General features: G+C 76.0%; 7 protein-coding genes. 3 read left to right on the forward strand and 4 right to left on the reverse strand.

The annotated features are described in order from the left end of the window. Positions 1 to 899 precede the first annotated feature (899 nt). The 4 genes from O4J56_RS17425 to O4J56_RS17440 all read right to left on the reverse strand — a co-directional run bounded on the left by O4J56_RS17425 (position 900) and on the right by O4J56_RS17440 (position 8,621). A complete protein-coding gene (locus O4J56_RS17425) occupies positions 900 to 2,384 on the reverse strand; it encodes a DUF5719 family protein (RefSeq protein ID WP_270686991.1) in 1,485 nt (494 codons plus the stop codon). Further along, the gene (locus tag O4J56_RS17430) at positions 2,381 to 6,433 is read right to left on the reverse strand and encodes a glycosyltransferase (protein ID WP_270686992.1); all 4,053 of its coding nucleotides are present in this window, start codon (positions 6,431 to 6,433) and stop codon (positions 2,381 to 2,383) included. The genes O4J56_RS17425 and O4J56_RS17430 overlap by 4 nt, the downstream gene beginning before the upstream one ends. A gap of 299 nt (positions 6,434 to 6,732) precedes the next feature. Then, positions 6,733 to 7,020: a WhiB family transcriptional regulator gene (locus O4J56_RS17435; RefSeq protein ID WP_017538535.1), complete on the reverse strand. Its 288-nt coding sequence runs from the start codon at positions 7,018 to 7,020 to the stop codon at positions 6,733 to 6,735. Positions 7,021 to 7,250: 230 nt separating this feature from the next. After that, complete coding sequence (locus tag O4J56_RS17440) at positions 7,251 to 8,621, reverse strand: hypothetical protein (protein WP_270686993.1); 1,371 nt, start codon at positions 8,619 to 8,621, stop codon at positions 7,251 to 7,253. A 234-nt stretch (positions 8,622 to 8,855) separates the two neighbouring features. On the opposite strand from O4J56_RS17440, the gene cofD reads away from it, so the two are divergent. The 3 genes from cofD to O4J56_RS17455 all read left to right on the forward strand — a co-directional run bounded on the left by cofD (position 8,856) and on the right by O4J56_RS17455 (position 12,893). Next, the gene (gene cofD / locus O4J56_RS17445; protein ID WP_270686995.1) at positions 8,856 to 9,824 is read left to right on the forward strand and encodes a 2-phospho-L-lactate transferase; all 969 of its coding nucleotides are present in this window, start codon (positions 8,856 to 8,858) and stop codon (positions 9,822 to 9,824) included. After that, positions 9,821 to 11,107, forward strand: coding sequence for a coenzyme F420-0:L-glutamate ligase (locus tag O4J56_RS17450; RefSeq protein ID WP_270686996.1), 1,287 nt, complete (start codon positions 9,821 to 9,823; stop codon positions 11,105 to 11,107). Before cofD ends, O4J56_RS17450 begins: the two co-directional genes overlap by 4 nt. Positions 11,108 to 11,306: 199 nt before the next feature. Further along, the gene (locus O4J56_RS17455) at positions 11,307 to 12,893 is read left to right on the forward strand and encodes a Na+/H+ antiporter (RefSeq protein WP_270686998.1); all 1,587 of its coding nucleotides are present in this window, start codon (positions 11,307 to 11,309) and stop codon (positions 12,891 to 12,893) included. The last annotated feature ends 43 nt before the right edge of the window (positions 12,894 to 12,936 follow it).

Below are 12,936 nucleotides of genomic sequence, written 5' to 3' on the forward strand. Positions count from 1 at the left end.
CAGGATGACAGCACCTTCGTCGAGATCATCGCCGGGCAGGGGCGCACCGGGCCGACGGCCGCCACGAACACAGGCCACCACCGCCCCACCCGGCCGCGCCGCCCACCCGCACCGCGAGGGACCCGCCGGACGGCAGGCAGGGCCAGGGAACCGCCCCGCTCGTTCCGTCGCCGCCGAACACGTCGACCACACACGCCGGACGGCCGACGACGCTGCCGCACGGGCTGCGGGCCTGTCCTCGTCGCTGCCCTTGCGGCCTTGCACTCCGGCGGCCCGTCGCCCGGCCGGAGCCCGAGAGCGGGGTACCTGCCCAGCCGCCCGCCTGCCCGGACCGCGAGGAACCTGGCGGACGGCAGGCATGGGCGGGGAACCACCCCGCTCGCTCCGTCGCCGCCCTCTCCGGTGGCCACGCACACGCGCCGCGCCCGACGGCGCTGCACCGAGGGCCGCTGACCTTCGTCGTCGCTGCCTTGCGACCTCACACTCCGGCGGTCCGCCGCCCGGCCGGAGGCCGTGAGCGGGGTACCTGTTGGCCCGCCTACCTGGGGCATGAGCGACCAGACGGACGGTTGGTAGGCCGGGGAACCGCCCCGCTCACTCCGTCGCCGCCCATCACGGTGACCACGCACACACGCCGCGCCCGACCGTGCTACCGGATGGGCCGCCGGCCTTTGTCGCCCCTGGGGTGCTTCTGCCGCGAGGGGCACGCCGACCTGTACCACCGCGTGCCCTGGGGTCGGGTGGACCCGCCGAGCGGCAGAGACCACGCACCCGCGGACGGCGGGGATGGAACCCGCACCCGAGCCGCCTGAGCAACCGACCCAGGTGCCCCTGAGCGGGCACCGCGGTCAGCGCGGCGGGCCGCGCTACCGGCGTTCGGCGCGGAGGATCCCGCTCCGCTACCGGCGTTCCCCTTCCCCTCCTCCGCCGGAGATGGCGGTTAGGCCCCCGGTCACCGCCGGGAGGCGCACCTCGGACGGGGACGGGCGGACCGGGAGCACCGCCGTCCGGCGGTCCTTCCCATCGCCGTCCGTCAGGACCGCCGCGATGTGCGCCGGCCCCGACCGGTCCCCCAGTTCCAGTGCCAGGGCGTACGCCCCGTCCGGCCCCGTGATCTCCTCTTCGGCGACCGTCCCGGCCCCGGCCTCGATCTGGACCGGGTCGCCCGTCGTCCCGTCCGGGGACACCGGGGTCGCGATCACCACGGCGTCCTCCTCCAGCGCCGTCACCGCCAGGTCCACCGACGCGCCGTCCCGCACCACCGGGACCGACCCCGCACCGCCCGAGGCCGCCGACAGTGCCGGCACCGCCCCCGTCACGGCGGTGTCATCCCCGCCCTCGCGCTCGGAGGCCACGCCCGCCACCACCGGCCGGTCGGACTCCACGACCACCGTCCCCGGCGACTCGTTCAACGGGTTCTCCAGGTCGACGGCGGTCGTCGACGCCGGCGGCACGTCCACCGCCTCCAGCGCCTCGACCTCCACCTCGCCGTCCGGGGTCACCAGCCGCACCCGCACCTCGGCCGGGTCGTCGCCGGGCGCCGCCAGCAGCAGCGTGCGGCTCCCGCCCCCGCCGGGCACCCCCGGCACCGTCTGGCTCCGTGCCGGGCGCCCCGTCACCGGCGCCCACTCCGTCCCCGGCCCCGAGCGCTCGACCAGCAGCGACGGCGCCACGCGCCCCGACGACGTGCGGACGTGCACCGCCGCGGCGTCGCCCGACGACGCCTCGGTGAACTCCCCCAGCTCCACGACCTCCTCGGCGTGCGGCTCCACCCGCACGCCCCGCACCGACGAGTCGGAGACCGGCCCGTCCGACGCGTACACCTCGACGGTCGCCACCGCCGCCGAGTCGTCCGGGTTGGCCAGGCGCAACCGCAGCTCGTCCACGCCGTCCCCCGACGGGGCGGCGAACCAGGTGCTCCACCCCGGCTCCGCACAGCCGACCGCGGCCAGCCCCGGCGCGCCGTCGTCCTCGGCGTCGCCGTCCTCGGCGCGGGCCGTCACGGCCGCGTCCAACCCGGCCGCGAACGCCCCCGACGCGTGCAGGACCGACGCCCCCTCACTGTCGGAGACGTCCTCGGCGAGCAGCTGGCCCGGGAGGCCGCCCTCGGCGAGCGGGACGTGCGGGTCCTCCTCGTTGGGCTCCAGGACCAGGTCGCCCTCCTCGTCCCCGTCGAAGGGGACGTAGGCGCCCGCCTCGGTCTCGGTGCCGTCCGGCGGCGACGGGCACACCCGCAGCGCCGACTCCACCCGCACCCGTTCACCGCTGCCGGACGCCGAAGGCGCGCCGTCCGGCCGGGTCACGGCGGCCACGCCGAGCAGCGCCGCCAGCGCCAAGGCCACCAGGCCCAGCAGCGCGAACCGGTTCTGCACGATGAGCTTCACGCCCGCTCCTCCCCAGCACGGTCGGCGCCCTGTTCAGCTCCTTCGGCCTGTTCAGCTCCTTCGGCCTGTTCAGCCCGTTCGGCCGGGCCGTCCGGATCGTCCGCCCCGGCGTCCTGGGCACCGCTCCGGCGTCCCCACAGCCGACCCCGGCCGCGCGCACGTCCGGCGTGGCGCCGGGCCCTGCCCCGGCCCCTGCCCTGGTCACGGCCGTCCGGCGCCGCGCCGTCGGTGGCGCCTCCCTGCGCGCCTCCCTGCGCGCCGTCCTGCCCGGCGTCCTCCTGCCCGGCGTCGTCCTGCCCGCCTTCGGCCCGCGACGTCCCGGCCCTGCGGCCGACCGCCGGGAAGGGACCCGTCGTGGAAGGCCCCGAACCAGGCGGCCTGCGATGGCTGCGCGGACGGTCCGGAGCGCCGCCGTCGGAAGGCTCCCCGACCGCGGGGAAGGGCCCTGTCGTGGAGGGACCCGAACCGGACGACCTCCGGTGGCCGCGCGGACGGTCGGCGCCGTCGCCGTTCGACGACCCCCCGACCGACGGGAGCGGACCCGTGGCCGGGCCTCCGGCCCTTCTGCGGCCCCGGCGCCTTCCCCGGCCGTTCGCGGTCGCGGCCTCGGGGGTGGACGCCTTGGCGTCTCCGCTAGTGGCGCCGACCGACGCCGTGGCCGTCTCCTCGGACTCCGGAGGCGCCTCGGCGCCCCCGCCCCCGCCATCGCCGCCGCTGCCACCGCCGCTGCCACCGCCGCGATCGCCGCCGCCATCGTCGTCGCCCGTCCGGTCCGACCGGCCCGTCTCCGCGCCCGCGCGCCGGTGCCCCCGGGCCCGCTTTCCGCCCCGCCTGGGGCGGCGCGGGCGCCCCTGGGCCCGCACCTCGGCCTCGGAGTCGTCCTCGGCCGTCCGCGCACCGGGCGAGGCCAGCACCAGCGCCACCGCCAGCAGAACCCCCTGCGCCACCAGCCACGCGTCGCGCACGGTGGCGTCGCGCTCGACCACCAGCTCGCCGCCGGACGCGGGCACCGCGAACGCCGTGGTCCCCGCCGTCGTGGCCTCGGCCTCCAGCTCCCGACCGCCCAGCGTCGCCGTCCACCCCGCCCCTGCGGGCTCGGCCAGCAGCAGCGCCCGGCCCTCCGCCCCGGGCGGCACGGACACCCGCCCGTCTGCGTCCGGGGCCAGGACCTCCGGCACCGCCTCCTCGTCGCCGTCGGCCGCAGCAGCGTCGGCCGCGGCGCCCGCGGCAGCGCCCGCTCCGGACTCACCGGAGTCGTCCCCGGCAGCCGCCCCCGGCTCGGCCAGCCGCAGCCTCCCGGTCGGCTCGTCCAGCCGCCACAGCGCGAAGTCCCCGTTGTGCATCTGCCGGGTCAGCCCGGGCGTCCCGTCCAGCGTGTCCACGATGGTGAGCGCCTCACCGCCGCCGTCCGGCGGGCCGGGGACGAGCACGTGCCCGATCCCGTAGTCGGCGAGCGCCTCGACCTCGTTCCCCGCGCGCCCCGCGGCCAGCTCCGCCACCGCCGTCTCCAGGGCCTCCCGCGCCCCGGCCTCCGGCTGCACCTGTTCGGTCCCCAGGCGCGGCTCGCCCGGCCGCAGCACCGCGTACCGCAGCGGACCGTCCCCGGCCGGGGACACCACCAGGGTGCGCACCCCCTCGGCCCCGCCCGTGGTCGCCGTGAGGAACCCGGGCACCGGCGCCGGCGCGTCACCGCTCAGCGGCCCGTCGACGCCCTGCCACATCCACGCCGCGGCCGCCCCCGCCGGCGTGGTCAGGGCGAGCGCCGCCGCCCCGGCCGCGAAGGCCCGGCGCAGCCCGCCCGCGCGCCACATCCCCCCGAACGACTGGGCGGCCAGCGCGGCGCTGAGCAGCATTGCCGTCGCCGCGAACGCCAGCGCCACCCCCGGCCAGGCGTGCGCGGGCGGCCCTCCGTAGAACGGCTCCACCGCCACCCGGCTGGTCAGGATCGCCACCAGGATCCCGAAGAGCGCCATGCACCAGCCGACCGCCACCAGCATCCGGCGGCGGAGCAGGAGCAGCGCGCTGAGCGACGCCGCGACGAACCCCGCGGTCACCCACCACGGCGGCGCCCCGGGCCCACCCGGGGACAGCATCAGCAGCTGGTGCGCCGCCGCGGGCGGGGACGACAGGGCCGGGTCGTGCAGCCCTGCCTCCAGCAGCCACTGCGACGGGTGCAGCAGGAGCTCCACCGACCACGGCAGCAGCAGGAGCAGCGGCATGCCCAGCGCGATGCCGAGGCTGGTGTACAGGCGCCGCCCCAGGTGCCCGAAGGCGACCGCCACCACGACGCCGCCGACCAGCGCCAGCAGCCACAGCAGCGGCACGAACGCCGTGCCCGCCGCCAGCAGCAGCGCGATCGCCCACGCCGCGCGGCGGGAGCGCTTGGGCGGCAGGGTCAGCATGCGCGACGCGAGCAGCCCCAGCACCGGCAGGAGCGCGTGCACGACCGCCGTGCCGATCCGCCCCTGGGCGACGGCCCCGGTGGCCACCGGCAGCAGCGCGTAGGACCCGGCCATCCACAGCCGCGCGGGCCGGTACGTCAGCACCTCGCGCGCGAGCAGGTAGGCCGTCCCCCCGGCCAGGGGCACACAGCCCAGCAGCAGCACGGTGACGGCCAGCCAGGGCTTGCCCAGCGCGGCGGTCGACAGCAGCGCCAGGATGCCCACGTACGTCGGCACCGGCGCCGACGACCCGATGCCGGTGTCGTGCGCCCCCGACAGGTACAGCGCCCACAGGTCCGACGCACCGCCCGCCGCGGGCGGCAGCGCTCCCCCGGCCAGGGTGCCGCCGCTGAGAAGGGACCGCTCGGCGACCAGCGCCACCGCGGTCAGCGCCAGCACCAGCAGCACGCCCGGGTGGGTGAGCAGGCGGCGCACGGCGCCGTGCTCGTCGGCGAGCAGCTCCTCGTCCTCCTGCGGCCCCGAGGCCGGGGACGCCGCCTGGTGGCGCCCGGAGGACGTCCGCCCGCCCTCCCCGGTCAGCAGCCCGACCACGGTCTCGGTGAACTGCCGCATGGCCACGCCGTGCGCCAGGTAGGGCCGGATGGCGCTGTAGGTGCGGCGCCGGTTGCGACGCCTGCGGAAGCGGGCGCGGATCAGCCGCCCCGGCATCAGGTACACCGAGGTGATCGCCACCGCCTCGTCGAGGGCGTCGGCGGGCCGCTTGGCGATGAGGTACATCAGTACCCGCAGCAGCGACCCCAGCGAGTTGCGCAGCAGCGCGCCGGCCATCCCCCCGAAGGGCAGGTTGGCCAGCAGCACGAACAGGGCGTTGCGCCGGTCCAGGCGGCGGGGGTGGTCCCCGGCGGCGCCGATGCGCCGGCGGCGGCGGGCGGCGGCCTCGGCGTGGTAGGCGACCGCGCCGGTGACCAGCAGCACCCGGTGCCCGGCGGCCCCGGCCCGCCAGCAGAAGTCGATGTCGTCGCGGAAGACGGGGAGCGAGGGGTCGAAGCCGCCCAGGGCGTCCCACACGTCCCGGCGCACCAGCATCCCGGCGCTGGACACGGCGAGCACCTGGCGGTCGCCGTCGTGCTGGCCGTGGTCGAACTCGCGCGGCTCCAGCCCGGTCTCGCGGCGCCCGGCGCCGTCGATGGTCACCCCGGCCTCGGTCAGCAGCCGCCGGTCGTACCAGTCGCGCAGCTTGGGGCCGAGCACCGCCGCGCGCGGGTCGTCGGCGGCGGCCGCCAGCAGCCGCTCCAGGGCGTCGGGGGCGGGCGCGCAGTCGTCGTGGACCAGCCAGATCCACTCGGTGGCGCCGGGCCCGGCGCCCGGGAACGGGGTGGCGAGCCGGGGCAGGTCCAGGCCGGCGCGGACGGCGCCGCCGAACCCGGAGTCGCGGGGCGCGGCGGCGATCGCGTCGGGGGCCAGGTACTCGGCGAGCACCTCGCCGCTGCGGTCGCGGCTGCCCGCGTCGACGCCGACGACGCGCTGGACGGGGCGGGACTGGTCGCGGACGGCCTGCAGCGCCTCCGCGAGCCAGCGTTCTCCGTCGTGGGCGACGATCACGGCCGTGACGATGGGGAGGGCGGGATCGGGGTCCTGGGCTAGCACGCTGCGGGTCTCTCGGGGGTCGAGGGTCGGGGTGTTAAGCGGGAAACGGTCCGACTCATTCGGCAGATCACCTTACGGCACACCGGGCGCGGCCGGGGGCGGAACGGACGGAGCGGGGCGGGGGCGGGTGGATGCGGCCGGATGCGGAGGCGGAGGGCGCCGCGGACACGGCGGGAGGAGCGGTGCGGACCGGGGCGGACCGGGGCGCCCCGGCGGGAGGGACGTAAAAGCGGGATAAAAAAACGTGCGCTCCGGGGTGAAGATCCCGGAGCGCACGCCCTCGGCGCAGACGGCCGGTCCTAGAGCATGTCGGCCAGGAAATCGAAATCCTGTCCGGCGGCTTTCTTCAGCCGGCGGCGCTCGCGCTCGGAGAGTCCCCCCCAGATGCCGAAACGCTCGTCGTGCTCCAGCGCGTATTCCAGGCACTCGGCCCGGACCTCGCAGGACTGGCAGACCTTCTTGGCCTCCCGCGTGGAGCCGCCCTTCTCGGGGAAGAACGCCTCCGGATCGGTCTGCGCGCACAGTGCGCGCTCCTGCCAGCCCAGATCTTCGTCTGCGCCGTGCGCCAGCGGGATCACCTCGCTCATGCGCACCTCCTATTGCCCCCCTAGATGTCCCCTCCCCTACGACCCCCGGGAGGGGTGAAACACACCCTGAAATTACACGCGTGATGCTTGTGATACGTCAAGCGCGTTGCGTGGCAATCCCTTGAATACCACGTTGCGCACCGCTCTCGGCGGTCGCTGGGCCGGTATCCGAGGGATTGCCGCGCATTTCCGGTGCCCGGGGGCCGGACGGGGCGGCGGGGGCGGAGGCGTCAGCGGCGCTCGTCGTCCCGGTACCAGGCCTGCTGGTCCTGGTCGCCCTGGTCGGAGGCCTGCTCCCCGCTCTGCGCGGCGCCGCCCTGGGCGTCGCCGGACGCGCCCGCCTCGGGCTGCGGCGCGTACGCGGACGGGTCGTAGGCCTGCTGGTAGGCGTCCTGCTGGGGCTGGTGGGCCTGCTGGGCGTAGGCGTCGCCGTAGGGCTGCTGCTGGGCGTACTGGTCGTACCCCTGCTGCTGGTAGGCGTCACCGTAAGCCGGCTGGCCGCCCGTGCCGTAGGCCTGGGACGGATCCTGGGCGTAGGCCTGCTGGTAGGCGTCCTGCTGCTGGTAGGCGTCACCGTAGGCCGGCTGGCCGCCGGTGCCATAGGCCTGCGACGGGTCCTGCGCGTAGGCCTGCTGGTCGTACCCCTGCTGCTGGTACGCGTCGCCATAAGCGGGCTGGCCACCCGTGCCGTACGCCTGAGCCTGCTCCTGCCCGTAGGCCGGCTGGCCGCCGGTGCCATAGGCCTGCGACGGGTCCTGCGCGTAGGCCTGCTGCTCCTGCCCGTAAGCGGGCTGGCCGCCGGTGCCGTACGCCTGGGACGGGTCCTGGGCGTAGGCCTGCTGGTACGGGTCCTGCTGGACCTGCTGCTCGTAGCCCTGCTGCTGGTAGGCGTCACCGTAGGCCGGCTGGGCGCCCGTGCCGTAGGCCTGCGACGGGTCGGCGTAGGCCTGCTGGTAGGGGTCCTGCTGGACCTGCTGCTGCGGGGCGTAGGGGTCGGCCCCCGGCTGCGGCTGGGCCGCGAAGGTCTGGGCCGGGTCCGCGCCGAAGGTCTGCGACGGGTCGGCGCCGAAGGCGGGCTGCCCGCCGGTCGGCGGCGCGAAGCCCTGCTGCTGCCCCATCGGCCCCATCTGGCCCATCTGGCCCATCTGCGGCGCCGGCTGCGCCCGCGGCACCCGCGTCGGGTCGCCGAAGAGCTTGAAGAGGTAGACGAAGGCGAACGCGAGGACCGCTGCGCTCCCGGCGATCGAGAACAGCGCGGTGAACCCGTCCGCCATCCTCGCGTTGTCCGAGGCGGACACGAAGGACATGATCAGGGTCAGCACGGCCATGAGCGCCCCGAGCCCCAGCATGACCATGCCGGTGATCACGATCGGGACATTCGCGGACGCCTTCTGCGGCGCGGTGGTGACCAGGAACGCCGCCAGTGCCACCAGCCCGACCGTGACCGGGTCGAAGAAGGCCGGCCCCGACCCGGCGAAGCCGTCGATGACCTCCTCCGCCCCGAAGACCCCGATGAAACCCGCGAGCATCCGCGCGGCCACAGCGCCCAGCAGCGCCCAGGCCGCGGGCACCCGCAGGCCGTTGATTGCGTCGTTGTTCAAGAGAGGTTCCCCTCCGCTGCTTCGCTGTCGCGACGGTGGAAGCTTTGCATATGGACAGTCTGTCAAGCCCACCGGCCGAATCCCCGCTCCGTGGAGCCCAGCGGGGATGTCTCCGGGCCGCGGCCCCGGAAGAGTGCGGGGACGGGGCAGCGGCGTCCGGTGCGCCCCCGCCGTCGCAGGCGTCACAGGGGTCCGCCGCGCACATGCGGCCCACAGCCTGCCAGACTTGGCCCCATGCGGATAGTCGTGCCGGCCGGCGGTATCGGAGGCGCACGGTTCCTACGCGGCCTCAAGGCGACGCTGGGGATCGTATCGGGCCAAGAGAGCGAAGCGGCAATCACCGTCATCGGGAACACCGGTGACGACATCACCCTGTTCGGTCTGCGGGTGTGTCCGGATCTGGACACGGTGATGTACACCCTCGGCGGCGGGATCGACGACGAGCGCGGCTGGGGCCGCGCCGACGAGTCCTTCACCGTCAAGGAGGAGCTCGCCGCCTACGGCATGAAGCCCACCTGGTTCGGGCTGGGCGACCGCGACACCGCCACGCACATCGTGCGGTCGCAGATGCTCGCCGCCGGGTTCCCGCTCTCGGCGGTCACCGAGGCGCTGTGCGACCGGTGGCGGCCGGGCGTGCGCCTGCTGCCGATGACCGACGACCAGGTGGAGACGCACGTGGTCGTCGACGGCGACGAGGGCCCACGCGCCATCCACTTCCAGGAGTGGTGGATCCGGCACCGCGCCCAGCTCCCCGCCCGGCAGATCGTCTCGGTGGGCGCGGAGAAGGCCGCGCCCGCGCCGGGCGTACTGGAGGCGGTGCGCGAGGCCGACCTCGTCGTGCTGCCGCCGTCCAACCCGGTGGTGAGCGTCGGGTCGATCCTCGGCGTCCCCGGGATCCGCGAGGCCCTGGAGGAGGCCGTCGTGGTCGGCGTCTCCCCCATCATCGGCGGCGCGCCGGTGCGGGGCATGGCCGACGCCTGCCTGACCGCGATCGGGGTGGAGACCTCCGCGCGCGCCGTCGCCGAGCACTACGGGCCCGACCTGCTGGACGGCTGGCTCGTCGACGAGGCGGACGCCGGGGTCGAGGCGGACGGCATCGAGGTGGAGTCCCGCCCCCTGTACATGACCGACGTCGACGCCGCCGCCGCGATCGCGCGCGCGGCCGTCGACATGGGGCTGCGGATCAAGGAGCGGCGCGCATGACCGCGGCCGACGCCGTCTCCGTGGTGCCCCTCAAGGGGCTCCCCGAAGTGGCGCCGGGCGACGACCCGGCCGCGCTCATCGCCGGGGCCGCCGAGCTGCGCGACGGCGACGTCCTGGTGGTCACCTCCAAGATCCTCAGCAAGGCCGAGGGGCGGATCCGGCGCCAGGACCGCGAGTCGGCCATCGACGAGGAGACCGAGCGGGTGGTGGCGCGCCGCGGCGGCACCCGCATCGTGCAGACCCGCACCGGGCTGGTGATGGCGGCGGCGGGGGTGGACTCCTCCAACGTCGCCCCCGGCCACGTGCTGCTGCTGCCGGAGGACCCCGACGCCTCGGCGCGGCGGCTGCGGGCGGGGCTGCGCGAGCGCACCGGCGCCCGGGTGGGCGTGGTGGTCAGCGACACCTTCGGCCGGCCCTGGCGCAACGGGCAGACCGACGTGGCGATCGGCGCCGCCGGGGTGCTGCCGCTGCTGGACCTGCGCGGCGGCCGCGACGGCAACGGCAACGTGCTGGAGGTCACCGTGAACGCGGTGGCCGACGAGATCGCCGCCGCCGGGGAGCTGGTCAAGGGCAAGGCGGCCGGGGTCCCGGTGGCGCTGGTGCGCGGCCTGGACGCGCTGGTCACCGAGGAGGACGGGCCGGGCGCGGCGGCGCTGGTGCGGCCCGCCGACGAGGACCTGTTCCGGTACGGCTCGCGGGACGTGGTCCCGGCGCGGCGCACGGTGCGCGAATTCGACGGCCGCCCGGTGGACCCGGAGGCGGTGCGCCGCGCGGTGGCCGCCGCGGTGACCGCGCCCGCGCCGCACCACACCACGCCGTGGCGTTTCGTCCTGGTGGAGGACGCGGCCAGGCGGGAGCGGCTGCTGGACGAGATGCTCGCCGCCTGGGTGGCCGACCTGCGTGCGGACGGGTTCTCGGAGGAGGCGGTCGAGCGCCGGACCCGGCGCGGCGACGTGCTGCGCCGCGCGCCCTACCTGGTGGTGCCCTGCCTGGTGGCGGACGGCGCGCACCCGTACCCGGATGAGCGGCGCGCCTCGGCCGAGCGGTCGATGTTCCTGGTCGCGATGGGCGCCGGGGTGCAGAACCTGCTGGTGGGCCTGGCCATGGAGGGGCTGGGGTCGGCCTGGGTGTCGTCCACGATGTTCTGCCCGGACACGGTGCGCGGCGTGCTGGACCTGCCGGAGGACTGGCAGCCGATGGGGGCGGTGGCCGTGGGCCACGCCGCCGCCCCGCCCAAGGACCGCCCGCCGAGGGACCCCGAGTCGTTCATCGCCGTGCGCTGACCCCCTCCCCCCGCTCTTGTTGATCTCGGGAGAAACGACGCTAAAGGCGCGGTTTTAGGGGCGGTTCTCCCGAGATCAACATCGGAGCGGCCGGTGTGATCCGTGCCCGGAATCGCCGTGTCCCGCCGTGGCTCCGGGGCGGCGGCCCGGGCCAGTGCCACCCTTGGGCCGCGGGGTGTGCACGGAGGGGGATGCGCGGGTGTCGGACGAGCTGCTGATCCTTGCCGCGCTGCTCATCGGGGTGACCGTGTTCGCCGGGCGCCTGGTGGCCGGGCGGCTGGGCATCCCCGAGGCGATCGTGCTGGTCGCGCTCGGGGCCGCCGCGGGGTTCGTGCCCGGCCTGTCCCAGATCCGGTTCCCGCCCGACGTCATCCTGCTCGTCTTCCTGCCGCCGCTGATCTACAGCGCCGCCTTCTTCTCCTCGCCCCGCGACATCCGCGCCGAGGCGCGCCCCATCGTCGCGCTCGCCGTGGTGATGACCCTGGTGACGGCGTTCGCCATCGCCGGGATGGTGTGGCTGGTGCTGCCCGACACCGGCTGGCCGGCCGCGATCGCGCTGGGCGCGGCCGTCGCCCCGACCGACGCGGTGGCCTCGGCGGCCGTGCTCAAGCGGGTCGGCGCCCCCAAGCGGGTGGTCACCCTGCTGGAGGGCGAGAGCCTGATCAACGACGGGGTGGCGCTGACCCTGTTCTCCCTGGCGGTGACCGCCATGTCCACGCCGCTGTCGGTCGGCGCGGGCGCGCTCGAACTGGGCAAGGTGGTCGTGGGCGGGGTGGTGTGGGGCACGGCGGTCGCCCTCGGGACCGCGTGGTTCCGGCGGCGGCTGCGCGACTCCAACAGCCAGCTCGTGCTCTCGCTCATGGTGCCGTTCGTGGCCTACGTCCCCGCCGACATCGCCGGGTTCTCCGGGGTGCTGGCGGCCGTGGTGGCCGGGTTCTACCTGGGCACCCGGGTGGAGGGGATGCTGCCGCCGAAGGTGCGGGTCACCGGCCAGACGGTGTGGCGCGGCCTGGTGATGGTCCTGGAGTCGGTGCTGTTCGTGCTGCTGGGCCTGCAGCTGCACGCGGTCTTCGAGGCGGTGGCCGGGCTGTCGTGGGTGCGGCTGGCGCTGGGCGGCGCGGCGGTGCTGGGCACGGCGGTGCTGGTGCGGCTGGCCTGGGAGATGCTGGTGCCGCCGCTGGTGCGGCTGCTGGGGCCCGGCGGCTCGGAGGACCCGGGGTCGCTGTCGCCGCGCGAGCGGCTGGTCATCGGCTGGTGCGGGATGCGCGGGGCGATCTCGCTGGCGATCGCGCTGTCGCTGCCTCCGACGCTGGACGGCGGGTACTTCGTCGACCGCAACGTGCTGCTGTACTTCGCGGCGGTGGTGGTGCTCGGGACGCTGGTGGGCCAGGGGGCGACGCTGCCGCTGGTGCTGCGCTGGACCGGGCTCGCGGGCGGGGAGGACACCCGCCGCGAGTACGCGGTGGCCGAGGAGGCGATGGGGCGGGCGGCGCTCTCCCGGCTCGACGAGCTGGCCTCGGACGAGAAGGTGGACGAGCGCGCCGCCGAGCGGCACCGGCAGATGCTCAAGCTCCAGGTGCGCGAGGCCCGCGCGGTGCTGGGCGAGGACGAGACGGCCCGCTCCCGGGTGAGCCGGCGGGTGCGCGGCGACCTGTTCCTCCGGCACGAGCTGGCCCGCGCCCAGCGGGAGGCGCTGAACCGGCTCTACCGGGAGGGGACGATCGGCCACGAGACGCTGCAGGCGGTCCGCCGCCGGCTCGACCTACGCGAGCCCCCGGGGCTGTAGCCCTCGAATCGAAAACTTTCTTTTCTGTTCCATTGACGGCCAC

It is taken from the genome of Nocardiopsis endophytica, assembly GCF_027706725.1.
Lineage (GTDB): Bacteria > Actinomycetota > Actinomycetes > Streptosporangiales > Streptosporangiaceae > Nocardiopsis_A > Nocardiopsis_A endophytica.

Excerpts from the sequence above, each read along its gene's own strand:
- O4J56_RS17435 (WP_017538535.1), bottom strand. The coding sequence starts at position 7,020 with ATGAGCGAGGTGATCCCGCTGGCGCACGGCGCAGACGAAGATCTGGGC.
- cofD (WP_270686995.1), top strand. The coding sequence starts at position 8,856 with ATGCGGATAGTCGTGCCGGCCGGCGGTATCGGAGGCGCACGGTTCCTA.
- O4J56_RS17450 (WP_270686996.1), top strand. The coding sequence starts at position 9,821 with ATGACCGCGGCCGACGCCGTCTCCGTGGTGCCCCTCAAGGGGCTCCCC.